The sequence below is a fragment of the Plasticicumulans acidivorans genome, assembly GCF_003182095.1.
GTDB classification, from domain to species: Bacteria; Pseudomonadota; Gammaproteobacteria; order Competibacterales; family Competibacteraceae; genus Plasticicumulans; species Plasticicumulans acidivorans.
Genome location: NZ_QGTJ01000004.1, coordinates 148,825 through 173,810 on the forward strand (window position 1 = coordinate 148,825; position 24,986 = coordinate 173,810).

21 protein-coding genes are annotated in these 24,986 nt (G+C 67.3%); 12 read left to right on the forward strand and 9 right to left on the reverse strand.

The genetic code is table 11. The annotated features are described in order from the left end of the window. Window positions 1–2: 2 nt before the first annotated feature. Genes apaG through C7443_RS08525 form a run of 6 tightly spaced genes read right to left on the reverse strand, consistent with a single transcriptional unit; the run spans window position 3 to window position 6,698 of the window. Complete coding sequence (gene apaG, locus C7443_RS08500) at window positions 3–389, reverse strand: Co2+/Mg2+ efflux protein ApaG (protein ID WP_110018171.1); 387 nt, start codon at window positions 387–389, stop codon at window positions 3–5. Between the two features lie 2 nt (window positions 390–391). Then, window positions 392–1,498 (reverse strand): transaldolase, encoded by a 1,107-nt coding sequence (tal, locus tag C7443_RS08505; RefSeq protein WP_110018172.1) that lies wholly within the window; start codon window positions 1,496–1,498, stop codon window positions 392–394. A 29-nt stretch (window positions 1,499–1,527) separates the two neighbouring features. Beyond that, complete coding sequence (gene rsmA / locus C7443_RS08510; RefSeq protein WP_110018173.1) at window positions 1,528–2,337, reverse strand: 16S rRNA (adenine(1518)-N(6)/adenine(1519)-N(6))-dimethyltransferase RsmA; 810 nt, start codon at window positions 2,335–2,337, stop codon at window positions 1,528–1,530. A gap of 14 nt (window positions 2,338–2,351) precedes the next feature. Further along, window positions 2,352–3,347 (reverse strand): 4-hydroxythreonine-4-phosphate dehydrogenase PdxA, encoded by a 996-nt coding sequence (gene pdxA, locus C7443_RS08515; protein WP_110018174.1) that lies wholly within the window; start codon window positions 3,345–3,347, stop codon window positions 2,352–2,354. A gap of 16 nt (window positions 3,348–3,363) precedes the next feature. Then, the gene (locus C7443_RS08520) at window positions 3,364–4,389 is read right to left on the reverse strand and encodes a peptidylprolyl isomerase (protein ID WP_170123549.1); all 1,026 of its coding nucleotides are present in this window, start codon (window positions 4,387–4,389) and stop codon (window positions 3,364–3,366) included. An 11-nt stretch (window positions 4,390–4,400) separates the two neighbouring features. Beyond that, window positions 4,401–6,698 carry an LPS-assembly protein LptD gene (locus C7443_RS08525; RefSeq protein ID WP_146213269.1) on the reverse strand — a complete coding sequence of 766 codons (2,298 nt, stop codon included), beginning with the start codon at window positions 6,696–6,698 and terminating at the stop codon, window positions 4,401–4,403. Between the two features lie 103 nt (window positions 6,699–6,801). Here C7443_RS08525 and C7443_RS08530 point away from each other — a divergent pair, with 103 nt between their 5' ends. Both C7443_RS08530 and murU read left to right on the forward strand, forming a co-directional pair. Continuing rightward, the gene (locus tag C7443_RS08530) at window positions 6,802–7,800 is read left to right on the forward strand and encodes an aminoglycoside phosphotransferase family protein (RefSeq protein ID WP_246004598.1); all 999 of its coding nucleotides are present in this window, start codon (window positions 6,802–6,804) and stop codon (window positions 7,798–7,800) included. Next, window positions 7,797–8,468: an N-acetylmuramate alpha-1-phosphate uridylyltransferase MurU gene (gene murU, locus C7443_RS08535; protein ID WP_110018177.1), complete on the forward strand. Its 672-nt coding sequence runs from the start codon at window positions 7,797–7,799 to the stop codon at window positions 8,466–8,468. The genes C7443_RS08530 and murU overlap by 4 nt, the downstream gene beginning before the upstream one ends. Before the next feature lie 12 nt (window positions 8,469–8,480). On the opposite strand, the gene C7443_RS08540 is transcribed toward murU, so the two are convergent. Together C7443_RS08540 and modA are read right to left on the reverse strand one after the other, a co-directional pair. Beyond that, entirely contained in the window at window positions 8,481–9,551 is a 1,071-nt protein-coding gene (locus C7443_RS08540; RefSeq protein ID WP_211346184.1) for a 3-deoxy-7-phosphoheptulonate synthase, read from the reverse strand. A gap of 94 nt (window positions 9,552–9,645) precedes the next feature. Next, window positions 9,646–10,422, reverse strand: coding sequence for a molybdate ABC transporter substrate-binding protein (gene modA, locus C7443_RS08545; protein WP_110018178.1), 777 nt, complete (start codon window positions 10,420–10,422; stop codon window positions 9,646–9,648). A gap of 122 nt (window positions 10,423–10,544) precedes the next feature. Here modA and C7443_RS08550 point away from each other — a divergent pair, with 122 nt between their 5' ends. Next, window positions 10,545–10,733: a hypothetical protein gene (locus C7443_RS08550; RefSeq protein WP_110018179.1), complete on the forward strand. Its 189-nt coding sequence runs from the start codon at window positions 10,545–10,547 to the stop codon at window positions 10,731–10,733. 18 nt (window positions 10,734–10,751) lie between these two features. Here the strand turns inward: C7443_RS08550 and C7443_RS08555 are convergent, their stop codons facing one another. Next, on the reverse strand, window positions 10,752–12,035 hold the full coding sequence (locus C7443_RS08555) for an NAD(P)/FAD-dependent oxidoreductase (protein WP_110018180.1): 1,284 nt from the start codon (window positions 12,033–12,035) through the stop codon (window positions 10,752–10,754). 209 nt (window positions 12,036–12,244) lie between these two features. Between C7443_RS08555 and C7443_RS08560 the strand changes: the two genes are divergently transcribed. The 9 genes from C7443_RS08560 (at window position 12,245) to prpC (ending at window position 24,978) form a co-directional block, all read left to right on the forward strand. Beyond that, on the forward strand, window positions 12,245–13,582 hold the full coding sequence (locus tag C7443_RS08560; protein ID WP_110018181.1) for a glutamine synthetase family protein: 1,338 nt from the start codon (window positions 12,245–12,247) through the stop codon (window positions 13,580–13,582). Window positions 13,583–13,588: 6 nt separating this feature from the next. Beyond that, complete coding sequence (gene greB, locus C7443_RS08565) at window positions 13,589–14,098, forward strand: transcription elongation factor GreB (protein WP_110018182.1); 510 nt, start codon at window positions 13,589–13,591, stop codon at window positions 14,096–14,098. 53 nt (window positions 14,099–14,151) lie between these two features. After that, window positions 14,152–14,550, forward strand: coding sequence for a VOC family protein (locus C7443_RS08570; RefSeq protein ID WP_110018183.1), 399 nt, complete (start codon window positions 14,152–14,154; stop codon window positions 14,548–14,550). Between the two features lie 50 nt (window positions 14,551–14,600). Beyond that, entirely contained in the window at window positions 14,601–18,173 is a 3,573-nt protein-coding gene (locus C7443_RS08575; RefSeq protein ID WP_110018184.1) for a P-loop NTPase fold protein, read from the forward strand. 72 nt (window positions 18,174–18,245) lie between these two features. Beyond that, a complete protein-coding gene (gene ppsR / locus C7443_RS08580; protein WP_110018185.1) occupies window positions 18,246–19,100 on the forward strand; it encodes a posphoenolpyruvate synthetase regulatory kinase/phosphorylase PpsR in 855 nt (284 codons plus the stop codon). 216 nt (window positions 19,101–19,316) lie between these two features. Beyond that, window positions 19,317–20,300: a malate dehydrogenase gene (locus C7443_RS08585; RefSeq protein WP_110018186.1), complete on the forward strand. Its 984-nt coding sequence runs from the start codon at window positions 19,317–19,319 to the stop codon at window positions 20,298–20,300. Between the two features lie 454 nt (window positions 20,301–20,754). Next, entirely contained in the window at window positions 20,755–22,647 is a 1,893-nt protein-coding gene (locus C7443_RS08590) for a propionate--CoA ligase (RefSeq protein WP_110018187.1), read from the forward strand. Window positions 22,648–22,936: 289 nt separating this feature from the next. Beyond that, a complete protein-coding gene (gene prpB / locus C7443_RS08595) occupies window positions 22,937–23,824 on the forward strand; it encodes a methylisocitrate lyase (protein WP_110018188.1) in 888 nt (295 codons plus the stop codon). A gap of 2 nt (window positions 23,825–23,826) precedes the next feature. Further along, entirely contained in the window at window positions 23,827–24,978 is a 1,152-nt protein-coding gene (prpC, locus tag C7443_RS08600) for a bifunctional 2-methylcitrate synthase/citrate synthase (protein WP_110018189.1), read from the forward strand. Window positions 24,979–24,986 lie beyond the last annotated feature (8 nt).

The window sequence follows — 24,986 nt, forward strand, 5'->3', positions numbered from 1 at the left end:
GTTCAGTGCAGCGTGCGCGGCACCGCCAGCGTGAACGGCTGGATCGGTGCGTCGAACTCGGTGCCGTCGTCGGCTCGCATGCGGTAGCTGCCCTGCATGCTGCCGACCGGTGTTTCGATCAGCGTACCGCTGGTGTAGCGGTAGGTTTCGCCAGGACGCAGATAGGGCTGCTCGCCGACGACGCCTTCACCGCGCACCTCGGTGGTCTTGCCGTGGGCATCGGTGATGATCCAGTGCCGGCTGAGCAGCCGGGCGGCGAGCGCCCCGCGGTTGACGATGGTCACCGCGTAGGCGAAGGCGAAGCGCTCGGCATCGGGCATCGACTGCGCGGCGATGTATTGAGTCTGCACGTCGACGTGCACGTCATAACGCGGATCGGACGCGGACATGGTCAGGCGCTGACGCTCTGTGCCTTCGCCTCGATGGCAGCCAGCAGCGTGGTGAAGGACTTGGCGAAGGCGGCGACACCGTCGGCTTCGAGCTGCGCGGTCACCGCGGCGAGGTCGATGCCGAGCTGCGGCAGGCGTTCGATCGCTGCGGCCGCGGCATCGATGTCGCGCGCCAGCGTCGGCGCGACGATACCGTGGTCGCGGAAGGCGTCGTAAGTGGCCGGCGGCACGGTGTTGACGGTGTCCGGACCGATCAGCTCCTCGACGTAGAGCGTGTCGCGGTAGGCCGGATTCTTGGTGCTGGTGCTCGCCCACAGCAGCCGCTGCGGCCGTGCGCCGGCGGCTGCCAGCGGAGCAAACGCCTGGCCGAACAGGCGGGCGGCTTCGCGGTAGGCCAGTTTGGCGTTGGCGATGGCGATGCGGCCGACCAGCTCCGGGGCACGCTCGGCGAGCAGCGGATCGAGCGCCGAGTCGACGCGCGATACGAAGAAGCTCGCCACCGAGGCGATACGGTCGATCGGCTGGCCGCAATCGAGCCGGCGTGCCAGGCCGCGGCAGTAGGCCTCGGCGACCTCGATGTAGCGCTCGACGGCAAACAGCAGCGTGACGTTGATGTGGATGCCGTCGGCGATCAGCTCCTCGACCGCCGGCACCCCGGCACGGGTCGCCGGCACCTTGATCATGACGTTGGGTCGATCGAGGCGGGCGAACAGCTCGCGCGCTTCGCGCACCGTCGCCTGCGTATCGTCGGCCAGATCCGGTGAAACTTCGAGGCTGATGAAGCCGTCGCGGCCCTCGCTGGCGCGGTACACCGGCTGCAGCACATCGGCGGCGGCGCGGATATCGTCGATCGCCAGCTCGAAGAACAGCTCGCGGCTGTCGATCGCCGGGCGGCTGCCCAGCAGCTGGCGGATCGCGGTGTCGTAATCGTGGCTGCCGGCGATGGCTTTTTCGAAGATCGACGGGTTTGAGGTGACGCCGCGCAGGTCATCGTCCTCGACCAGCCGGCGCAGCTCGCCGCTCGCCAGCATCGCCCGCTGGATGTTGTCGTACCAGACGCTCTGGCCGCTCGCGTTCAGTTGCCGCAGGGGATTGTCCTGTACGCTCATCGACGTGTCCTCACAGTGCTAAAGCTGGGCTAATCGGGACTGGATGCGCCGGCGGCGCGGCTGGCCAGGCGCACGAAGGCGGCGAGGTCGAGGGTTTCGGCGCGCGCGCCCGGATCGACGCCGGCGGCTTCGATCGCTGCCGCGTCGAGCAGCGGGCGCAGGGTGTTGCGCAGCGTCTTGCGGCGCTGCGCGAAGGCCAGGCGTACCACTTCGGCGAAGTTCGGTGCCAGTGCTGCGGGTACCGCGGGCGTGGCCAGCGGCTGCAGGCGCACCACCGCCGAGTCGACCTTCGGTGGCGGGCTGAAAGCGCCGGGGCCGATCTCGAACAGCGGCACCACGCGGCAGCGTGCCGCCAGCATCACCGACAAGCGGCCATAGTCGCTGCTGCCCGGGCCGGCTGCCATGCGCTCGACGACTTCCTTCTGCAGCATGAAGTGCATGTCGCGGATGTGGTCGGCGGCGGCGAGGAAGTGAAACAGCAACGGCGTCGAGATGTTGTACGGCAGATTGCCGACCAGGCGCAGCGGGCGTTCATCCTGGCGCAGCGTGGCGAAGTCGACTTCGAGTGCGTCGGCACGGTGGATCAGCAGTTCGCCGGCGCCGGCGCAGCGCGCTTCGAGGTGCGGGATGACGTCGCGATCGAGTTCGACCGCTTCGAGCCGGCCACAGGCCGCGAGCAGCGGGCGGGTGATGGCGCCGAGGCCCGGGCCGATCTCGATCAGGTGCTCGCCGGGCTGCGGCCTGACCGCCGCAATGATGCGGGCGATCACCGAAGGGTCGTGCAGGAAGTGCTGGCCGAAACGTTTGCGGGCCTGATGCGGGGTTGGGGCGGTGGACATGGCGGCTCGCTGATTCAGGCGGCGCGGCGGCCGCGCTCGACCATGTCGAGTGCGCAGGCGATCGCCGCGCGCAGGCTGCCGTCGCTGGCATGGCCGCTGCCGGCCAGGTCGAGCGCAGTGCCGTGGTCGACCGAAGTGCGGATGATCGGCAGGCCGAGCGTGATGTTCACCGCCGCGCCGAAGCCGACGTACTTGAGCACCGGCAGACCCTGATCGTGGTACATCGCCAGCACGGCATCGGCCTCATCGAGGTACTTCGGCTGGAACAGCGTATCGGCCGGCAGCGGGCCGATCAGCTGCAGCCCCTCGCTGCGCAGCTGTTCCAGTGCCGGCTCGATGACATCACGTTCCTCGTGACCGAGATGACCGCCCTCACCGGCGTGCGGGTTGAGGCCGCAGACCAGGATGCGCGGCCGGGCGATCGCGAAGCGCCGGCGCAGATCGCCATCGAGAATGCGCAGCACGCGGCCGAGGCCGTCGGCAGTGATGGCATCGGCCACTGCCCGCAGTGGCAGATGCGTGGTCGCCAGCGCCACGCGCAGCCGCCCGGCGGCCAGCATCATCACCGGCAGGCAGCCGCCGAGGCGCTCGGCGAAGAATTCGGTGTGGCCGCTGAACGGCGTGCCGGCATCGTTGATGATGCCCTTGTGCACCGGCGCGGTGACCAGCGCATCGAATTCGCCGCTGGCGCAGCCGTCGCAGGCGCGCGCGAGCACAGCGAGCACGTGGGCGGCGTTGGCCGCATCGAGCCGGCCGGCGGTGACGGGCGCAGCACAGGGCAGATCGAGCAGCGTCAACCGTCCGGCCACGGCCGGCCGCGTCTGCGCCGGATCGTAGTCATCGATGGTGAGCGGCAGGCCGAGGGCCGCCGCGCGGGCCTGCAGCACCGCGCGACTGCCGACGATGACCAGCGTGCAGTCGGCGGGCGACTGCGCCAGCTGCACGCACAGATCGGGGCCGATACCGGCGGGTTCGCCGGCGCTGAGGACGAGGCGGGCACGGGCGCTCACGGGCGCGGGCCGCCGCTCACAGGCGGATCTCGACGTAGGCTTCGTCGCGCAGGCGCTTGAGCCACAGATCCCATTCCTCCTCGACCTTGCGACGGAACAGTGCCTCGCGGACCTCGTTGCGCTTTTGCTCGTCGGCCTGCGGGCCGCTGGTTGTCGTGCCGCCGGCGTTGCGTGCTTCGATCAGCTTGATCAGCACGAAGCCGCTCGGCGTGCGGATCGGCTCGGAAATCTGCCCAGGTGACAGGGCCTGGACGACACCGCTGAGCGCCGAGGGAATCTGCTCGCTCGGGCGCCAGCCGAGATCGCCGCCGTCGAGCGCGTTCTGCGCATCCGACACCGCTGCGGCGAGCTGGTGGAAATCACCGCCGCGGCGCAGCTCGGCGAGGATGGTCTCGGCCTTGGCCTTGGCCTGTTCGACGCGTTCGGGTGCGGCGTTTTCCGGTACCGCGACCAGGATCTGCGCCAGGTGCAGCTCGCGCCGCTCACCGGCGGCCGCGGCGGCGCTGGTGATGCTGCCGTGGCCCATCGCCAGGTCGACTTCCTGGTCGGAGATCTGGATCGTCGAATCGACGAACTTCTGGCGCAGGCGCGCCGAGAGCATTTCGCGGCGGATTTCCTCGCGGTAGCGCTCGAAGCTGAAGCCTTCGCGCTCGACGCTGCGGCGCAGCGCATCGAGTGAGACGTTGTTGCGCTTGGCGATGTTTTCGATGGTGGCGTTCAGCGCCAGATCGTCAACGGTGATGCCGGAGCGCTTGGCGGCGCCTTCTTCGAGCTTGAGCAGGATCTGACGTTCCAGCACCTGACGTTCGATGACGTTGGGTGGCGGCAGCTGGCCACCGCGGGCGCGCAACTGCGCGGTCGCGCTGCGCACCGCCTGGTCGAGTTCGGCGCGGGTGATGACGTCGTCTTCGACGACGGCGACCACCGAGTCGAGCCGGTGTTCGGCTCCCGGGGCGCCCTGGGTGCTCGGGCCGAAACGCAGCTCCTGGGCCTGGGCGCCGAGGGCGGTGGCCAGGGAAAGGACGAGCAGCAGGGGTTTCATGGTGGCTGACATCACTGACGTGAGTAATCGAGGATGGATTTCGAGAGGAACTTGTCGGCGCTGGCGCCAATTGACGACAGGCCCTTGAGCTCCAGTTCAAGGAACATCGCGTTCTTCGACTCGACATCGGTCGGATAGTTACGGTACTGGCGCGCCAGCAGGCGTACCGCCCAGCAGCAGTCGCCGTACTCGACGCCGGCGAAGACGTCGGTCGGATTGTCGTAGAGCAGCGAGTAGCTGTAGCGGCCGAACAGTTTCCAGCTGGCGTTCAGTGGCCAGGCGCTCGACAGGTCGATCTGTTCGAGATCGGTGTCCTGGATGGTCTTCTGCGTCGGATCATCGCTGTAGCGGTAGGACAGATTGAGGATCTGGCCGCTGTCGCCGCGATAACGCAGATCGGCCGCGTAGCGCTTGGCCGACTGTGAATCCGGGTCCCACAGTGTCGAGGCGCGTGCATACCAGTGGCGATCGAGCGTCATCGTCGCTTCGGCGACGAAGTCGGAGCGATTGCCGTCGACGGTGGAGTCCGCGCCGAGCGTCACGCGCGGGTCGGAGAAGTAATTGATCTGGCCGATCGACACGCGCATGCGTTCGCGGCCGTCTTCGGCACTGAGCACGCGGGTACTGATGGCAGTGGTCAGCTGGTTGGCGTCGCCGAGACGGTCGGCCCCGGCGAAGCGGTTTTCATAGAACAGCCAGTTGAAATTTTCGGTGTACAGCGTGGTATCGAAGATCGGGATATCACTCTGCTTGCGATAGGGCACGCGCAGGTAGTACAGCCGCGGCTCCAGCGTCTGCACGTAGCCCTGGCCGCCGAAGCTCACGTCGCGCTCGAAGATCAGGCCGCTGTCGACGCTGATGACCGGTGCCGTACGGTTGGGGCTGTCGCGGTAGCCGGTGGGGGTGGCCCCGGGGTAGTCGAGCTGCCAGTTGGTCTGACGCAGTGCCACTCGCGGTGTGAGGAAGGCGTACGACCAGCTCAGTGGCAGGCTGACCGCCGGTTCGAGGTCGAAGCGCGTACCTTCGACGAAGGTCGGGTGCGTGAAGCGCACGGCCTCGGCGCGCAGTTCGTAATTCAGCTCGTTGACGTTGCCCCAGTTGTTCCAGAACACCAGCTGCGGCAGCTGCGAATACTGCTTGGTGCGGGTGAAGTCCTCGCCGTCGAGTGTCTGGTAGCCGCGAAAGCGCAGCAGCAGGTTGCCGTAGGGGTTGGCGATATAGGTGTCGAGCCGGCGTTCGAGATAGGCGGTGTCCTCGACGTTGAGGCCGTTGCCGAGATCACGGAAGTAGTCGCTGTCGGAAACCCACTCGTACTTCAGCGAGCTGCTGAGGATGCCCCACTGGCCGCGGGCGTTGAGATTGAGGAAGCTGCGCTCGCGCTCGGCTTCACGGTCGTTGGGCAGGTACTCGAAGCCGATTTCGCCGCTGTTGCTCGGATTGAGGAAGCGGTATTCGCTGCCGACCAGCAGGCCGCGCTGGGCGATGATGCGCGGTGTGAACGTCGCATCCTGGTTCGGCGCGATGTTCCAGTAATAGGGGACGGCGAGATCGAGTCCGCTGGTGGTGTCAAAACCGAGCGAAGGCGCCAGAAAGCCCGACTGGCGCTCGTTGTTGATCGGAAACGACAGGTACGGCAGGTAGAGCACCGGCACGCCGCCGAAGTCGACCTTGGCATGCCAGGCTTCGCCGCGTCCGGCAGCGTGGTCGAGGTTCATCTCGCTGGCGCGCACCCGCCAGAATTCCTTGCCGCGGGCGCAGGTCGAATAGGTCACCTGCTCAAGCTCGGTGGTCTGCTGGTCGCGGCGATCGACGATGTGCGCCGCTTCACCCTGAGCGTTGCGCTGCGGCACGTAGTACTGCGCATCGCTGAAATCGCCGACGTGCTCGTCGACCGCATAGGCGCCGCGCTTGGCGGTGACGGCCAGGCTCGGCGTACCGGCGCGCAGGCCGTCGGGGGCATGGGCGACGTTGGCCTGGCGATCGAGCGTCAGCAGCGGCGCTTCGAGCTGGGTGTCGCCGCGGTGCACCTGCACATTGCCTTCGAGGCGTGCCTCCTCGGCCGAGGACATCGCCGAGTCGGCGAGATATTCGGTCGGGCCGTCGGCCGGCGCATTGGTCCTGGGCAGGATCAGCGCCGCGAGCGGATCGGCTTCGCACAGCGCCCAGCCGGTGATGCGGCCCTGGTCGTCCTGCTGGGTCGGCTGTTCGGCAGTGGCCCCGTGCTTCTTACCGCCACTCGACTGCGCCAGCACCGGCATCGCGGCAAGGGAGAGGCAGAGGGCTGATATGATGGACGGGCGTTGGTTCACGGGCGCGGAGTCTGGCCGGAAAAGCGCTTAACCATCGCAGAAATCCCTTACCGCTTCAATTCACCGGGCCCGCTTGCAGGGCCGTCTGCGGGATCAATCGATCGTGAGCGAACGCTACACGCGTGTCTGTAACTGGGTCGACAGCCAGGTTTCGGTCCGGCCCTACGAGATCTCCCCGGCGTCGGCAGACGCCAGTTTCCGCCGTTACTTCCGCGTGCGCTGGGACGGCGGCTCGGCGATCGTCATGGATGCGCCACCCGAACACGAAGATTGCCGCCCGTTCGTGCACATTGCCACGGCCTTCGCCGGGCTCGGCCTGAACGTGCCGCGCGTGCTGGCGCAGGACCTCGAACAGGGCCTGCTGCTGCTCAGCGATCTCGGCGATACCCAGTACCTGAGCGTGCTCGACGCCGCCAATGCCGACGCCCTGTACGCGGATGCGCTCGATGTGCTGGCGCGGCTGGCGCTCGGTGGCGACCCGGCGGCCGGCGCGCTGCCGCCCTACGATGCAGCGCTGCTGCAGCGCGAGATGGCGCTGTTTCGTGACTGGTTCCTCGGCCGTCACCTCGGCCTTGAGCTGCGCGCCGATGAACAACACCTGCTCGATGCGAGTTTTGCCCTGCTGACGCAGGCGGCACTGGCGCAGCCGCAGGTCTGGGTGCATCGCGATTACCACTCGCGCAACCTGATGCGGCTCGCGGCCGGCAACCCGGGCGTGCTCGATTTCCAGGACGCCGTGGTCGGTGCCGTCACCTACGATCTGGTGTCGCTGCTGCGCGATGCCTACATCGAATGGCCGGTCGAGCGGGTCGAGGGCTGGGTCGAAGATTACCGTCTGCGCCTGCGCGCCGGCGGCCTCGATACCGGCAGCCGCGAGGCCTTCCTGCGCGACGTCGACCTGATGGGCGCACAGCGTCAGCTCAAGGTCTGCGGCATCTTCGCCCGACTCTGGCACCGTGACGGCAAGCGCGGCTACCTCAAAGACATCCCGTTGACCTTCCGGTACCTGACGCGGGCCTGTGCCCGCCATGCCGAGCTGCACGCCCTCGGCGAATTCCTGCGCACGCGCGTCGAACCGCGACTCACGGAGCTGGGTGCATGAAAGCGATGATTTTGGCCGCCGGGCGTGGCGAGCGCATGCGGCCGCTGACCGACACCTTGCCCAAGCCGTTGCTCACGGTCGGCGGGCGGGCGCTGATCGAGTACCACCTGGAGCGCCTTGCCGCCGCCGGTTTTACCGACATCGTCATCAACCTCGGCCATCTCGGCGAGCAGATTCCAGCGTATCTGGGGGATGGCGCGCGCTATGGCGTGCGCATCGCCTATTCGCCCGAGCCGCCGGGCGCGCTCGAAACCGGTGGCGGCATCCATCACGCCCTGCCGCTGCTGGGCACGGCGCCGTTCCTGCTGGTCAACGGTGATGTCTGGACCGACCTGCCGTTCGGCGGACTGCGCACGCTGCTCGCGGCAGGCGATCTCGCGCATCTGCTGCTGGTCGACAATCCGCCGCAGCATCCGCAGGGGGATTTCGTGCTGCTCGACGGGCGGGTGCAGGCCGAGGGCGCGGCGCGGCTGACCTACAGCGGCATCGCCGTGCTGCAGCCGCCGCTGTTCGCCGGCTGCACGCCGGGGCGGTTTTCCCTGGTGCCGCTGCTGCGGGCGGCGATGGCGTGCGGGCAGGTCGGCGGCAGCCATTACCGCGGCGACTGGCGCGACATCGGCACGCGCGAGCGCCTGGCGGCGCTCGATGCCGAGCTGCGCGCGCGCTGAGCGCAGTGCGTCTCAGGCGATACGCTGCGGCAGCACGTCTCTGAGTTTGGCGCGCGCCTCGCGCAGCATCGTTGCCGTCGTCGCCCAGTCGACGCAGGCATCGGTGACGGAGACGCCGTACTTGAGCTGCGAGAGATCGGCCGGAATCGACTGGTTGCCGGCGTTGATGTTGCTTTCGATCATCACGCCGACGATCGAGCGGTTGCCCTCGACGATCTGGTTGACGATGTCATGCATCACCAGCGGCTGCAGCTCGGGCTTTTTGCTGGAGTTGGCGTGGCTGCAGTCGACGACGATGTTGGCCGGCTGACCGTTCTTCGCCAGTTCCTGCTCGCACAGCGCGATCGTCACCGAGTCATAGTTCGGCTGCGGGCCGCCACGCAGTACCACGTGGCCGTAGCGGTTGCCGCGGGTGCGGATGATCGCGCACTGGCCCTGGCCGTCGATGCCGAGGAAGCTGTGCGGCTTGGAGACCGACAGCAGCGCGTTGATCGCCACCGTCAGGCTGCCGTCGGTGCCGTTCTTGAAGCCGACCGGTGTCGACAGGCCCGAGGCCATTTCACGGTGCGTCTGCGATTCGGTGGTGCGCGCGCCGATCGCCGCCCAGCTGATCAGGTCGGAGACGTACTGCGGGCTGATCGGGTCGAGCGCCTCGGTGCCGGTCGGCAGGCCGAGTTCGTTGATGTCGGTGAGCAGCCGGCGGGCGATGCCGAGCCCCTTCTGGATGTTGAAGGAGTCGTTCATGTCCGGGTCGTTGATCAGCCCCTTCCAGCCGGTGGTGGTGCGCGGCTTTTCGAAGTACACGCGCATCACCAGATACAGCGTGTCGGCGAGCTCGTCGGCGAGCTGCTTGAGGCGGCGGGCGTAGTCCATCGCCGCGGCCGGATCGTGGATCGAGCAGGGGCCGACGACGACCAGCAGGCGCGGATCGCGCCGATCGAGAATGTCCTCGATGGTCTTGCGGCCGGCGACGACCGTGTCGCGTGCCGCCAGCGTCAGCGGCAGCCGCTTGAGCAGCTCCTGCGGCGTCAGCAGCATCTCGATCGATGCGACGTTGACGTTTTCGATCTCGGGCATGGTCATGGCCGGCGCCTTCCTTAACGTGTTGAGCGGCGAGGGCTCGCGGTTTTACGCGTTCGCTTGGGCAGCGTCAACCGGCGCGGTCGCGAGGGTTTCTTCACGGCGCACCGTAGCCATAACGGGCGAGGATTTCCTGTGCCTGCGGCCCCAGCAGATAGCTGCGAAAAGCGATGGCTTCCTCACTCGCACCGTCCAGCGACATCACCGACAGTTCGAGCGGCGCATAGAACATCGTTGGCACCAGCGTGCTGCTGCCGAGTTCGGGCAGCGGAGCGGTAGCGGCCAGCGTTGCCGGCAGCAGGGCCACTGCGCCCTGCGTTGTGCTGAGCGTCTGCAGGGTGGTGTCGCGTGAGTCCAGCGTCTGCAGGCGATTGCGCATGTCCGCCCAGATCCAGCTGGCGCGCAGGATTTGTTCGGCTGCACGGTAGAAGGCAGCCTCGCCGAGGGTGCCGATATAGAGTGTTTCGATGCGCTGCGACTTCAGCGCGGCAACCAGGCCATCGAGGCCGCTGGGCGCTTCCCATGCTGCACTGGCGCGGGCATAGATGGCGATCCGGCCGACGGCAAACAGCTGGCCGCGATCGTGTTCACCGGCACGCCCGGCCGCCTGCAGCTGGGCTGTCGCCTCGTGGTCCGTCGAGATCAGCAGTTCGATGGGCTCTCCCTGCACGATCCGGCGCATCAGTACGCCGGCCGACGCCGTCTGCAGTTCCAGCTTGTGCGTACTGTCGCGCTCGAAGGCCTGGGCGATCTCGCGGAGCGGCGTGGCGACGTTGTCATCGATGGCAATCAGCGGGGTGGCGGCGATTGCGGGCAGGGTGTGCAGGAGGAGGCTTGCGAAGAGGCAATGTAATTTTGTTTTATGAAAAAACATGTGAATTTTTCTCGCCGTATGCCCTTACATTGCTGCCCAGTATAAGGAACGGTCATGTGTCACGGGCAAGCGCAAGCGCTAGTCTTGGCGAAGAAATTTCCTCTGCCGCCGGAGTATCGACGATGAGCCTTCCGCAACCGCCGCGTTCGCACCCGATCACCATCACCGACATCCCGTTCGCACGGCTGGTGATGATCATGGTCAAGTTCGCTCTCGCCTCGATTCCGGCGATGCTGATCGTCTCGGTGATCTACTGGCTGGTGGCAATGCTGTTCACCGGCCTGTTCATGGGCTTTGGCCGCATGCACTGAATTGCTGCGCGATCCGCGCTACAGCCAGTCGCGCAGCCGAAACCACAGCATGGCCAGCACCAGCAGCGGCGTGCGCAGCGCCGTGCCGCCGGGGAAGTCGCGGTGCGGGATGCGGGCGAACAGGTCCAGGCGTTCGTTCTGCCCGGCGATCGCTTCGGCCAGCACGCGCCCGGCGAGGTTGGTCAGTGCCATGCCGTGGCCGGAAAATCCCTGTGCGTACCAGACGTGTGAGCCGAGGCGGCCGAAGTGCGGGGCGCGGTTGACGGTGATATCGACGTTGCCGCCCCAGGCATGGGTGACCGCCACCCGGCCGAGCTGCGGGAACACCTGCTGCAGTCGCCGTTGCATGCCGGCCGCCAGCCGCGGCGGCTCCAGGCCGGAATAGCTGACGCGACCACCGAACAGCAGCCGGTGATCGGCCGAGCGGCAGAAGTAATCGAGCACGAAGTTGGCGTCGCACACAGCGGCGTCGCCGGGCAGCAGCGCCGCGGCGCGTTCGGCACCGAGCGGCTCGGTGGCGACGATGTAGGTGCCGACCGGCATGATCTTCCTGGCCAGCGTCGGCGCCAGCCGGCCGAGCCAGGCGCCACCGGCGAGCACGATGTGTTCGGCCTCGATCTGGCCCTGCGCGGTATGCACGCGCCGCTGCGGGCCGGTGTCGAGATGCGTCACCGGCGAGCCCTCGTGAAGGGTGACGCCGGCGGCGAGCGCGGCGCGGGCGAGGCCCTGCGTGTACTTCAGCGGGTGCAGATGGCCGGCGCCGCCTTCATCGAGCAGCGCGGCGCAGTAGCGCGGACTGGCGATCAGCTCGGCGAGCGCCGCGCCGCTGAGCAGGCGCGTGGCGCTGTAGCCGTAGTCGCGGGCCAGCGTTTCCTGCCAGGCGGCGAGCGCGTGTTGCTGGCGCGGTTTGAGCGCCAGCGTCGCGCAGCCGTCGCGCCAGTCGCAGTCGATGCCGTAGCGGCGGATGTTGTCGCGGACGATGTCGACGGCTTCGATCGACATCGCCCACAGCTGCTGTGCGGCATCGAGGCCGAGCTGGTGGCGCAGCAGTTCCATGCCGCAGGCGTAGTCGGCGAGTACCTGACCGCCGCTGCGCCCCGAGCCGCCGAAGCCGACGCGCATGCCTTCGACGACGTGTACGCAGTAGCCGCGCCGGGCGAGTTCGAGGGCGGCCGACAGGCCGGTGATACCGGCACCGACGACGGCGACGTCGGCGCGCACGGTGCCGCACAGCGCGGGGCCGGCATGCCAGTCGGCGACGGAGTCGGCGTACCAGGAGGCGACGTGCTGCGGCGGATTCATGCATGGCTCCCGGGAAAGGTGAAGAAAAGGTCATGCGTTTCCGCAGCTTGCTGGCACCCGGGCCACGGCGTGGTCCGCTGGCTTGCCGGAATCCGCTACGGAAACAGTCGCTTATCCTGATACTAGCTTGCCGCCCGCGCGCGGCCTCGCATAGGCTGGAAACGCAGTATCCACGAACTGACCATTGCCCGGGCGCCGCGGAGGCCACCATGAGTTCCATCAAGAGCTGGTTCAAGGAGAACCGGATCGTCGAGGTCGAAGCGATCATCCCGGACATGTCCGGGGTCGCCCGCGGCAAGATCCTGCCAGCCGAGAAGTACTATCAGGACAAGGGCTTGCGTCTGCCCGAAGGGATCTTCCTGCAGACCGTCACCGGTGACGCGCCCGATGAGTACTTCGACGTCATCAGCACCACCGATGGCGACATCATCCTCAAGCCCGACCTCAACACCTTGTGCCCGGTGCCGTGGGCGACCGAGCCGACCGCGCAGATCATCCACGATGCCTTCTATGCCGACGGTCGCAGTGTCGACATCGCTCCGCGCTACGTGCTGCGCCGCGTGCTCAAGGCCTTCGAGGAGCGCGGCTGGAAGCCCGTGGTCGCCCCCGAGCTGGAGTTCTTTCTGGTCAAGCCGAACACCGATTCCGACTATCCGCTGGAGCCGCCGGTCGGCCGCTCCGGGCGCTGTGAGACCGGCCGCCAGTCCTACGGCATCGATGCCGTCAACGAATTCGAGCCGCTGTTCGAGGATGTCTACGACTACTGCGAGAAGCAGGGCCTGGGCATCGACACGCTGATCCACGAGGCCGGCGCCGCGCAGCTCGAAATCAACCTGCTGCACGGCGATGCGCTGGTGCTGGCCGATCAGGCCTTCCGCTTCAAGCGCACGATGCGCGAGGCGGCGCTGCGCCATCAGATGTATGCGACCTTCATGGCCAAGCCGATGCAGCACGAGCCCGGCTCGGCGATGCACATTCACCAGAGCATCGTCGATCTGAAGAGCGGGCAGAACATCTTCAGCGACGAAAGCGGCGAGCCGACCACGCTGTTCTATGGCTACATCGCCGGCCTGCAGAAGTACCTGCCGGCGGCGATGGCGCTGCTGGCGCCCAACGTCAACAGCTACCGGCGCATCAACCGCCGCGACATCGCGCCGATCAACGTCGCCTGGGGTTACGACAACCGCACCGCGGCGTTTCGCGTGCCCTTCGCCAGCCCGCAGGCGCGGCGCGTCGAAAACCGCGTGCCGGGAGCCGATGCCAACCCGTATCTGGCGATGGCCGCCTCGCTGGCCTGTGGCTACCTCGGCATGGTCGAGGGCCTGCAGCCGACGCCGCCTTCGGAAGGCAGTGCCTACAATGCGCCCTACGCGCTGCCGCGCTCGGTGCACGAGGCGCTGCGCCAGCTGAGCGCCTGCGAGGCGCTGCAGAAGGTGCTCGGCGAGCGCTTCGTCACCGTCTACAAAACGGTCAAGGAAGTCGAGTACGAGGCGTACTTCGAGGTCATCAGCTCCTGGGAGCGCGAGTTCCTGCTGCTCAACGTCTGAAGCGCCATGTCCCGTTACCGTCCGCCGTCCGCCCCGAGTTCGCCGTACATCACCCGCGCCGGCTACGAGCGCCTCAACGCCGAGCTGCAACACTTATGGAAGGTGCGCCGCCCCGAAGTCACCCGCGCCGTCGCCGAGGCCGCGGCGCAGGGCGACCGCTCGGAGAATGCCGAGTACACCTACGGCAAGAAGATGCTGCGCGAGATCGACCGCCGCGTGCGGTTTCTCTCCAAACGCCTCGATGCGCTGACCGTGGTCGACCGCATCCCCGATGACACCTCGCGGGTGTTCTTCGGCGCCTGGGTCGAGATCGAGGATGAAGACGGCGCGACGCGCACCGTGCGCATCGTCGGCCCCGACGAGTTCGAACCCGAGCGCGACTGGATCAGCATCGACTCGCCGATGGCCCGCGCGCTGCTCAAGCGTCAGGAGGGCGACGAGGTGCGCGTACCGCTGCCGGACGGCGAGGCCAGTTACTGGATCGTCGGCATCCGCTATACCGAAACCGTCGACTGAGCGCCGTCGCCGGTGGCCCGGTCGTGTGCCCGTCAGCCCGTGGAGCGCTCGCGATGGAACCCCGCCTCAGCCTGATCACGCTCGGTGTCGACGATCTGCCGCGCGCGCGCCGCTTCTATGCCGAAGGTCTCGGCCTGCCGCTGCAGCCGCCGAGCAACGACAACGTTGCCTTCTTCGCCCTGCACGGTGTCTGGCTGGCACTGTTTCCACGCGCCGAGCTGGCGGCGGATGCCGGTGTCGAGGTCGGCAGCGGCTTTGCCGGCATCACCCTGGCGCACAATCTGCGCAGCCGTGAAGAAGTCGATGCACTGCTGGCCCACGTCGCCGGCGTCGGCGGGCGCATCGTCAAGCCGGCACAGGACACCAGCTGGGGCGGCTATTCCGGTTACTTCGCCGATCCCGACGGCTTTCTCTGGGAGGTGGCGTGGAATCCGCACTTCTGGATCGAGTGAGCAGCTGAGCGTCTACAGTCGAAAGACTGCAGCGGGCGGGGAGAGCGCCGATGGCCGGGCCGATGAGTCTGCGCGAATCGCTGGCGGCTGCCGCCGGCAGTGCGCTCGATGCCGAGCTCGAACGCGTCGCGCGCTGGGCCGCCTGGCTCAGTGCGATGCGCCGTGGCGACTACCACGTCTCGTTCACCAGCCTGTTTGCGGCGCTGGCCGGCAGCGGTGTCGAGGGGGTGGTCGGGGAACAGTGCGGCGCCCTGTTCGGCGATCCGCGGCGCTGGCTGGCGCAGCTGATCGATCCTCCTTTGAGCGATGCGGAATGGCAGGCGGTGAGCGAGTGCACCGACGGGTATGCGCGCTGGCCCGATGAAGACTGGCCGGGCAGCGCCGATACCTCCGCGAACACCGCGATTCCGGCTTCACGGACACCGCGCGAACCCTTGACCGCCTCCGTTGCCAGCCTGCTGCGCTTCGCCGGCAATCGCACGCGTGAGCAGGGGCGCAGTGCGGTGACGCTCACCGATCTGACCGCCGCGTTTCTGTTCGACAGCCACGGCCACGAGCAGCAGATGGTCGGCTGGGGCTTCGACTTGTCGCGGCTGCGCAGCGAGTTCGAGGCGCGTCAGCCGGGAGCGGCGGCGCCCGGCGAGTCACTGCTGGCGAGCCTGCGCTGCGACGAGGACGTGCTGTTCGTGCTGCGCTTCGCCGTCAACGTCGCCCTGCAGGCGGGCGACGCGTCACCGCAGTTGACGCTGCGCCATCTGTATTACGCGCTGCTCGAAGCCGGTGATCCGTCATCCGGGCCGCTTGAGCGCGCCCGGGCCCTGCGCGAAGCGGTTGGCGACGGCTACCGCAGCGGCGTCGGCAGTGAGGTGATCAACAGCTCGACGCTGCCGGCGCCGGGCAGCCTCGCGCCTTTCAGTGCGCAGGAAACACTGCCGCCGCTGGCCGCGCCGGTGCCGGCCGTGCTGTTGCGCGCCCGCGGTTTCGCGGCGGATGTTTCGCCGGCGGCGCTGATTACGCTGCTGATGCTGGCGGCCGCGCTGCATGCCGAGCGGGCGCCGGAGAGTGCGGGTACGCGCGCGGCGCTCGGGCTCGATGCACCCGCGGCGCGCGCGCGCTGGCTGGCCGCGATCCGCAGCGGCCGCACCGGTACGGTCGATCCGCAGGTGCTCGCCCGCTGGCTGTATGGTGAGCACCTGCCGGAGGCGCCGGTTTATGGTGCCGATATCGCGCGGCCGGCACGTGCCGAGGACGACTGCCTCGGTGTGCTCTGCTACGCCCGTGCGCTCGCCGCGACCGCGCTCGCCCGTCCTACCGAACCGCCGCTGGCGATCGGTGTGTTCGGCGACTGGGGCTCGGGCAAGAGCTATTTCATGGGGCTGATGGAGCTCGAAATGCGCGCGCTGGCCGCCGGCGGCGATGCGCGCTTCCATCGCCATCTGCTGTCGGTGTGGTTCAACGCCTGGCATTACGCTGACGCCAATCTGTGGGCGAGCCTGATGCAGACGCTGCTCGAAGCGCTTGACGCTCACGTCAATGTAGCGGCGCAATCGGTCGATACCGCCGATCTGGCGAAACTGCGTCAGGCGCTGGATCTGGCCGTGCAGTTTCGTGCCGAGGCCAGTGCGGCGAGCGGTGCCGCGCAGCAGGCGCTGGTCGCGGCGCAGGTCGCCTCCGCCCATCAGGAAAATGCGCTGGCCGCGGCACGTCAGGCGACCGCGAGCAGGGAGGCGACCTGGGTCGCCGCCCGCCGCCAGGTCGTTGCGGTCGGGCTCGGCCGGCTGGCGCGTGACCTGGCCGCCGGTCAGGCTCCGGCCGCGCCGGTGGCGGCCGTGGCGTATGGCATCGCTGCGCGGGCGCGCGCACTCGATCTGCCGCTGCTGGCGACCGCTGCCGAGCAGGTGGCGCGCGTCACCGGTACCGCCGAACACGGCGTCGAACAACTGCGCGGCCTGCTCAGCGATGCGCGGGTGCAGGCGGCGCGGGCGCGTTCGGGCTTCGACTGGCTGCTGAGTGCGCCACTCGGCCTGCGCGGCTGGCAATGGCTGGGCATCGGTGCCGGCGCGCTGGTGGCGGCGGCGCTGGTGTATCGGGCGGCGGTGCACTGGCTGCCGCCCGGCGGCTTCCCGACGCTCGGCGCGCTGGCGACGCTGCTGGCGGGCACGTTGACGCCGGCGCTGGCCTGGGCGCGCCGGCGTCTGGCGCAGGTGCGGGCGGCGCTCGACCAGCTCGACAGTCTGCGTGCGGAACTCGATACGGGGCTGACGCAGGCGATCGAGACCGACCCGCAGGTCCGCGCTGCCCGCGAGGCGCTTGAGCAGGCACGGGCCGCGGAGGCTGCCAGGCAGGCGGCGGCCGAACAGGCACGACAGCAGGTCGAAGCGGCCGAGCGTGCCGTCGCTGACGCGGCCGAGGCGCTGCGCAGCCGGCTGCGTGCCGAGCAGCTCGGTGACTATCTGCGCGCGCGCCTGGCCAGTGATGACTACCGCAGCCGCCTCGGTCTGATCGCTACGATCCGCCGCGATCTCAACACCCTGGCGGTGTTCCTGCAGCCGCCGGCGTGGGCTGCAGCCTCGCCCGGCTCCGAGGCGCCGCTCAAGCCACCGTCCGATGCGCGCGCCGAAGAGATCGCCGCCGTCGAGGCGCTGCGTGCGGCTGGTGTGGCGCTGCGTGCGCGGCCGGTCGAGCGCATCGTGCTGTTCGTCGACGATCTCGACCGCTGTCCGCCCGAGCGGGTGGTGGAAGTGCTGGAGGCGGTGCACCTGCTGCTGGCGCTGCCCCTGTTCGTCGTCGTCGTCGGCGTCGATGTGCGCTGGGTGTCGGCGGCGCTGTGCCGGCGCTACGCCGGCCTGCTCGCCGGCGAGGGCGGGGCACACGCAACGGCGACACCGACCGATTATCTGGAAAAGATCTTCCAGCTGCCGTTCAGCCTGCCGCCGGCCGACCCGGACGCCGCCGGGCAGCTGCTGCGCGGACTGCTGGGTGCCGCAGTGCCGGAGCGGACCGCTGCCGTAAACGCGCCGGCGGCGGAGGTGGGCACCGTGACGCCGGCGATGCCTCCTGCCTCCGGTGACGTGGCGGCCCCGGTGCCGGCGGCGCCGGCCACTGCGGGTGTGGCAGCGGGCGCACCCGGTGCGCCGCCGCTGACGACGCGCGCCGAGGTTGGTGCCGCTCTGGCCGTCAGTGACGACGAACAGGCGTTCATGGTGCGTTTGCTCGGTGCGCTCGGCGGTTCGCCGCGGCGGGTGCGCCGCTTCGTCAATACTTATCGTGTCTACAAGGCTTCGCTGCGCCCGGCCGAGCGTGAGGAGCTGCTGAGCAGCGGCCGCTACCGGGCGGTGCTGGCAGCGCTGGCGCTGCTGGTCGGTCTGGCCGACGACTGCCCAACCGTGCGCCGCGTGCTGCGCGAACAGCGCGAGATCAGCCTGCCGAAACCGCATGATCTGCGCCGCGAAGCACGCAATTCGCTGCAGCAACGTCCCGGCCATCAGGCACGGCTCGATGTCGTGCTCTCGGCGCTGGCACTGGCTCATGACGGTATCGAAGACGAGGTGCTGGCGCTGGCCGACGTGCTGGCGCAGGAAGACATTGCCCGCTTCAGTTTCACGCCGGCGACCCGGCACTGAATCAATGCCGCGTCGGCTGCGATCGGCTAGGATCGGCGGTCTGGTCGATTGAGTGGCGAGAGGAGCCCGCCGATGTCACAGCCCAAGCGCATGGCCTTTTTCGTGTCGGACCGCACAGGCATCACCGCGGAGACGCTGGGCCACAGCCTGCTGACGCAGTTCGATGCCCTGAACATCGAGAAGCAGGCGGTGCGTTTCGTCGACACGCCGGAGCGGGCGCGGGCGCTGCGCGATCGCATCAACCGCCATCATCAGGAAGACGGTCTGCGGCCGCTGGTGTTTTCGACGCTGATCGCCACCGAGACACGGGCGATCGTCAAGGAGGCGACCGGTCTGTTCATCGACTTCTTCGAAGCCTTCATCGGCCCGCTGGAGCATGAGCTGGGCGTGAAGTCAGAGCTGACCGCCGGGCGTTCGCACGGCATGAACGATGTCGAGGAGTATTCACGGCGCATCGACGCCGTGAACTTCACGCTCAATCATGACGATGGCTCGACGACGAGCCACCTCGCCGAGGCCGACATCATCCTCGTGGGCATTTCGCGCACCGGCAAGACGCCGACCTGCCTGTATTTGTCGCTGCACTACGGCATCCGCGCGGCGAACTTCCCGCTGACCGAGGACGACCTCGAAGAGATGCAGCTGCCGAACAGTCTCAAGCCGCATCGCGACAAGCTGTTCGGCCTGACCACCGATCCGGCGCGTCTGGCGCAGATCCGTCATGAGCGCATGCCGAACAGCAAGTACGCCTCGATCGAGCAGTGCGACTACGAGACCCGGCAGGCCGAGGCACTGTTTCGCAAGCTTGGCGTGCCATATCTGCGGACTACGATGAAGTCGGTCGAGGAGATCGCCACGACCATCATCGACATGGCCGGCCTGGAGCGGCGCAAGATGCGCCCGCACCATCCGCAGGCCCACATTTGAGCGCCGGCGGCGGGGGCGAGGCGGCGGCCATGCAGCTTGCAATTGACGGAGCATCATGCACGATATGCCGCGGTTCGGGGGGCCCTGCCGTGCGGGGCGCTCCCGTTCAGGCGTATTTGAGGGGGGTGTCGGGTCACCGGCATCACAGCGGCGTCGCGCGATCGCCGGCGCCGGTTCTGTAGAGTCTGCTCGACAGACGATAAAGGAGCGCACGATATGAAGAATCCGGTTCGCGTTGCCATCACCGGCGCCGCCGGCAACATCGGCTACGCCATGGCTTTCCGCATCGCCGCCGGCGACATGCTGGGTCCGGATCAGCCGGTCATTCTGCACCTGCTCGAAATCACTCCGGCGCTGCCGGCGCTGCAGGGCGTGGTGATGGAGCTCAACGATTGTGCGTTCCCGCTGCTGGCCGGCGTCGTCGCCACCGACAAGCTCGAAGAGGCCTTCAAGGACGTCAACTATGCGCTGCTGGTCGGCGCCCGTCCGCGCGGCCCGGGCATGGAGCGCAAGGACCTGCTGACCGCCAACGGCGCGATCTTCGGACCGCAGGGCAAGGCGCTGAACGACTGCGCTTCGCGTGACGTCAAGGTGCTGGTCGTCGGCAACCCGGCGAACACCAACTCGCTGATCGCCCAGTGCAACGCTCCGGACCTCGATCCGAAGCAGTTCACCGCGATGACCCGTCTCGACCACAACCGCGCGCTGTCGCAGCTGGCCGAGAAGACCGGCGTGCACTTCAACTTCATCAAGAAGATGACGATCTGGGGCAACCACTCCAGCACGCAGTATCCGGACATCTCTCAGTGCACCGTCGACGGCAAGGCGGCGCCGAGCCTGGTCGAGCGCGACTGGTACGAAGCCACCTTCATCCCCGAAGTGCAGCAGCGCGGCGCGGCGATCATCAAGGCACGCGGCGCCTCGTCGGCGGCCTCGGCGGCTTCGGCGGCGATCGATCACATGCGCAGCTGGGCGCTCGGCACCGCTGAGGGTGACTGGGTGTCGATGGGCGTACCGTCCGACGGTTCCTACGGCGTCGCGCCGGGCATCATTTACTCGTATCCCTGCGTCTGCAAGGACGGCAAGTACGAGATCGTCCAGGGCCTGACGGTCGACGAGTTCTCGAAGGCCAAGATGGCGGCGACCGAGACCGAGCTGCGCGAAGAGCGCGCTGCGGTCGAGCATCTGCTGAAGCCGTAATCGACGATTGCAGCAGGGCTGGTTACGGCCCGTGAGCTTGTAAAAAGGGGCGCCTTTGGCGCCCCTTTTTGTTGCTCCGAGGCTGGTAACGGTTGTCGCCGATGCTGTGCTGCCGCATCGATGAAGTCGCGGCACAGCTGGATCGGCCATTGGCGCCAAACTATGTTTTCAAGCTGGTGTTGATGTCGCGGTGCAGCAGCAGCGGGACTGCAGCCCAATGCTTTGTATTGGTATAACCAATATGACGCATCCGTCAGAATTGAGTAGATTTATTGACCGTTGGCAAACGGATTTTCGCTCAACGAAAAAATACTTCTAACAAATGCCGCTCCGGCCGTTCCGGCAGGGTAGTGGTGACTGCAAAAAAACGCAGTCAAACCGCGGGACGCGGGTGTTTGCGCCGTCGATACGACGGCATTCCATCAAAGCGCGTAGGGTGTGAGGGGAATAACGGATGAATTACGAAGCATTCCACCAGCGTTCCGTCACCGACATGGAGGGCTTCTGGGGTGAGCAGGCCGGGCTGATCCACTGGCACAAGCCGCCACAGCAGATCCTCGATTTTTCGCAGCCGCCGTTTCGCAAGTGGTTCGTCGGTGGTGAAACCAATCTCTGTTACAACGCCGTCGACCGCCATCTTGCCGCGCGGGCCGAGCAGGCGGCACTGGTCTGCATCTCGACCGAGACCGAGCAGACGCGTTCATACTCGTATGCGCAGCTGCATCGTGAGGTGAACGCAGTGGCGGCTGCTTTTGCCGCGCTCGGTGTCGGCAAGGGCGACCGCGTCGTCATTTACATGCCGATGATTGCCGAGGCGATCATTTCGATGCTGGCCTGCGCACGCCTCGGCGCGGTGCACTCGGTGGTGTTCGGTGGCTTTGCTGCGCCGAATCTGGCCGTGCGCATCGACGACGCCAAGCCGGCGCTGCTGGTCACTGCCGATGCCGGCATGCGCAACGGCAAGCCGGTGCCGTACAAGCATCTCGTCGATGAAGCCTGCCAGCTGGCGAAGTTCCCGCCCCGGCACGTGCTGATCGCCAACCGCGGCCTCGATCAGGCGATGCCGTTGACCGCCGGCCGCGACCTCGACTTCGCCAGCCTGTGTGCCGAGTATGCCGATGCCGATGTGCCGGTGACCTGGGTCGAGTCGAACGAGCCGAGCTACATCCTCTACACCTCCGGCACCACCGGCACGCCCAAGGGCGTGCAGCGCGATACCGGCGGCTACTGCGTCGCTCTGGCGGCGTCGATGAAGTACGTCTACAACGCCAATCCCGGCGAGACGATGTTCACCACATCGGACATCGGTTGGGTCGTCGGCCACAGTTATATCGTCTACGGGCCGTTGATCCACGGCATGACGACGATCTGCTACGAAGGCATGCCGACGCGGCCCGATGCCGGCATCTGGTGGAAGATCGTCGAGGACTATCAGGTCACGACGATGTTCAGCTCGCCGACCGCGGTGCGCGTGCTGAAGAAGCAGGATCCGGAATACCTGCGCAAATACGATCTTTCCAGCCTGCGCTACCTGTTCCTCGCCGGCGAGCCGCTCGATGAGCCGACGTCGCGCTGGATCAGCGACGCGCTTGGCGTGCCGGTCATCGACCACTACTGGCAGACCGAGACCGGCTGGGCGATGTTGACCTATCTGCCGGGCGTCGAGCTCAAGCCCAACCGCTTCGGCTCGCCGGGCTTCGCCAACTACGGCTTCAACATCCGTGTCATCAACGAGGCGACCGGTGCCGACGCCGAGCCGAATGAAAAGGGCGTGCTGGTCGTCGTGCCGCCGCTGCCGCCGGGCTGTCTGTCGACGGTGTGGGGTAACGACGAGCGCTTCGTGAAGAGCTATTTCAGTCAGTTCAAAGAGCTGCTCTACACCTCCTCGGACTGGGCGGTGCGTGACGACGATGGCTACTTCTTCATCCTTGGCCGCACGGACGACGTCATCAACGTCGCCGGTCACCGCCTTGGCACCCGCGAGATCGAAGAAGCGGTGCAGGCGCACAGTGCGGTCGCCGAGGTCGCCGTCGTCGGTATCGCCGATCAGCTCAAGGGGCAGGAGGCCATCGTCTTCGCCACGCTGAAGGACCCGAGCCGGGTCGAGACGACCGACGGTCGGGCGCAGCTCGAAAAGGAAGTGCTGGCCAAGGTCGTCGAGCAGCTCGGCCCTGTTGCCCGGCCAAAGCACGTCTACTTTGTTAATGCCCTGCCGAAGACCCGTTCCGGCAAGCTGCTGCGCCGCTCGATTCAGGCGCTGGCGGAAGGTCGTGATCCGGGCGATCTGTCGACGCTCGACGATCCGAACTCGCTCGACGAGGTGCGGCGCGCCGTGCATCAGGGCTGAAACGTCTTCGCAAGGGGGGGGAGCCGCGCCCGGAACAAACGCGCGGCGCAGGCGGTAAGACCGAGCAAGCGTATGCCAACGAGCTGCGTGCCGGTTGTTCCGCAGGGCCCGCAGCGCCGTCGGGGGTTCGTCAGAGGCGGCAGCGGGGAAGGCAGGGCGGCGACACGGGATGTGCGCCGCCCGCCGGGGCGCAGCAGCGCCTTTGCGGACCTCACCGGGGGGGTGGGGTCCGTTTTTAACGAGACCACGCGGCGCGCTGGGCGCGCCGCCGAGCACGAAGGTGAATCACATGAGTGAGCTGAAATCCGCGGGTGCCCGTTTCCGCGCTGCCGTTCAGGAGGAGCGCCCCCTGCAGGTGGTGGGCGCGGTCAATGCCTACTTTGCCCGTCTTGCCGATCGCACCGGCTACCGGGCGTTGTATCTGTCCGGTGGCGGCGTCGCAGCCTGCTCCTGCGGTATTCCCGATCTCGGCATCACGACGATGGAAGACGTGCTGATCGATGCCCGGCGCATCACCGACGTCACCGATCTGCCGCTGCTGGTCGACATCGACACCGGCTGGGGCGGCGCCTTCAACATTGCGCGCGCCGTGCGCGAGATGACCCGCGCCGGCGTTGCCGCCGTGCACATCGAAGATCAGGTGCAGCAGAAGCGCTGCGGTCATCGTCCGAACAAGGCGATCGTCTCCCAGGCGGAGATGGTCGATCGCATCAAGGCCGCCGTCGACGCCAAGACCGACAGCAATTTCGTGATCATGGCGCGTACCGACGCGCTCGCCGTCGAGGGGCTGCAGTCGGCGATCGACCGTGCCTGCGCCTGCGTCGAGGCCGGTGCCGACATGATCTTCCCTGAGGCGATGACCGAGCTGACGATGTATCGCCAGTTTTCCGAGGCTGTCGGCGTGCCGGTGCTCGCCAACATCACCGAATTCGGTTCGACGCCGCTGTTCACCACGCGTGAACTGGGCGACAACGGCGTGTCGCTGGTGCTCTACCCGCTGTCGACCTTCCGTGCAGCTTCCAAGGCGGCACTGAACGTCTATCAGCAGCTGCGTCAGGAAGGTACGCAGAAGGGTGTCGTCGACACCATGCAGACACGTGCCGAACTCTATGACTATCTGGGCTATCACGCTTACGAGCAGAAGCTGGATGCCCTGTTCGCGAAAGAGGGAAAGTAACGATGAGCGAAGCCACTCAGGTCCTGCCGAAGGCCAAGAAATCCGTTGCGCTGTCCGGCACGGCAGCCGGTAACACCGCAGTCTGCACCGTCGGCCGGACTGGCAACGATCTGCACTATCGCGGTTACGACATCCTCGATCTGGCCGAGAAGTGCGAATTCGAGGAAGTCGCCTACCTGCTGATCCACGGTAAGCTGCCGACCTACGCCGAGCTGGCGGTTTACAAGGCCAAGCTGCATTCGCTGCGCGGCATCCCGAACACCGTCAAGGCCGCACTCGAAGCGCTGCCGGCTTCGGCGCACCCGATGGACGTGCTGCGCACCGGCGCTTCGGTGCTCGGCTGCACGATGCCGGAGAAGGACGACCACAACTACGCCGGCGCCAAGGACATCGCCGACCGGCTGATGGCTTCGTTCGGTTCGATGCTGCTGTACTGGTACCACTTCAGCCACAACGGCAAGCGTATCGAAGTCGAGACGGACGATGACTCGATCGGCGGTCACTTCCTGCACCTGCTGCACGGCAAGAAGCCGAGCGAGCTGTGGGTGCACGCGATGCACACCTCGCTGATCCTCTACGCCGAGCACGAGTTCAACGCCTCGACCTTCACCTCGCGCGTCATCGCCGGTACCGGCTCCGACATCTACTCGGCGATCACCGGTGCGATCGGCGCCCTGCGCGGTCCGAAGCACGGCGGTGCCAACGAGGTGGCCTTCGAGATTCAGCAGCGCTACGACAGCCCGGACGAGGCCGAGGCCGACATCCGTGCCCGCGTCGAGCGCAAGGAAGTCGTCATCGGCTTCGGTCACCCGGTTTATACCGTCTCCGATCCGCGCAACAAGGTCATCAAGAACGTCGCGCACAAGCTCGGTGAGGCGCAGGGCAACATGAAGATGTACCGCATCGCCGATCGCCTCGAGGCGGTGATGTGGGAAGTCAAGAAGATGTTCCCGAACCTCGACTGGTTCTCGGCGGTGTCCTATCACCTGATGGGCGTGCCGACTGCGATGTTCACGCCGCTGTTCGTCATCGCCCGTACTGCCGGCTGGAGCGCGCACGTCATCGAGCAGCGCCAGGACGGCAAGATCATTCGCCCGAGCGCGAATTACGTCGGTCCGGAAGACCAGCGCTTCCTGCCGATCGACCAGCGCTGAGAGAGGTG

Coding starts and splice junctions, on each gene's coding strand:
- modA (WP_110018178.1), bottom strand. CDS start 10,422: ATGTTTTTTCATAAAACAAAATTACATTGCCTCTTCGCAAGCCTCCTC.
- greB (WP_110018182.1), top strand. CDS start 13,589: ATGTCCCGTTACCGTCCGCCGTCCGCCCCGAGTTCGCCGTACATCACC.
- C7443_RS08575 (WP_110018184.1), top strand. CDS start 14,601: ATGGCCGGGCCGATGAGTCTGCGCGAATCGCTGGCGGCTGCCGCCGGC.
- C7443_RS08560 (WP_110018181.1), top strand. CDS start 12,245: ATGAGTTCCATCAAGAGCTGGTTCAAGGAGAACCGGATCGTCGAGGTC.
- C7443_RS08585 (WP_110018186.1), top strand. CDS start 19,317: ATGAAGAATCCGGTTCGCGTTGCCATCACCGGCGCCGCCGGCAACATC.
- ppsR (WP_110018185.1), top strand. CDS start 18,246: ATGTCACAGCCCAAGCGCATGGCCTTTTTCGTGTCGGACCGCACAGGC.
- murU (WP_110018177.1), top strand. CDS start 7,797: ATGAAAGCGATGATTTTGGCCGCCGGGCGTGGCGAGCGCATGCGGCCG.
- C7443_RS08550 (WP_110018179.1), top strand. CDS start 10,545: ATGAGCCTTCCGCAACCGCCGCGTTCGCACCCGATCACCATCACCGAC.
- C7443_RS08540 (WP_211346184.1), bottom strand. CDS start 9,551: ATGACCATGCCCGAGATCGAAAACGTCAACGTCGCATCGATCGAGATG.
- C7443_RS08520 (WP_170123549.1), bottom strand. CDS start 4,389: ATGAAACCCCTGCTGCTCGTCCTTTCCCTGGCCACCGCCCTCGGCGCC.
- prpB (WP_110018188.1), top strand. CDS start 22,937: ATGAGTGAGCTGAAATCCGCGGGTGCCCGTTTCCGCGCTGCCGTTCAG.
- apaG (WP_110018171.1), bottom strand. CDS start 389: ATGTCCGCGTCCGATCCGCGTTATGACGTGCACGTCGACGTGCAGACT.
- C7443_RS08590 (WP_110018187.1), top strand. CDS start 20,755: ATGAATTACGAAGCATTCCACCAGCGTTCCGTCACCGACATGGAGGGC.
- C7443_RS08555 (WP_110018180.1), bottom strand. CDS start 12,035: ATGAATCCGCCGCAGCACGTCGCCTCCTGGTACGCCGACTCCGTCGCC.
- rsmA (WP_110018173.1), bottom strand. CDS start 2,337: ATGTCCACCGCCCCAACCCCGCATCAGGCCCGCAAACGTTTCGGCCAG.
- prpC (WP_110018189.1), top strand. CDS start 23,827: ATGAGCGAAGCCACTCAGGTCCTGCCGAAGGCCAAGAAATCCGTTGCG.
- C7443_RS08570 (WP_110018183.1), top strand. CDS start 14,152: ATGGAACCCCGCCTCAGCCTGATCACGCTCGGTGTCGACGATCTGCCG.
- tal (WP_110018172.1), bottom strand. CDS start 1,498: ATGAGCGTACAGGACAATCCCCTGCGGCAACTGAACGCGAGCGGCCAG.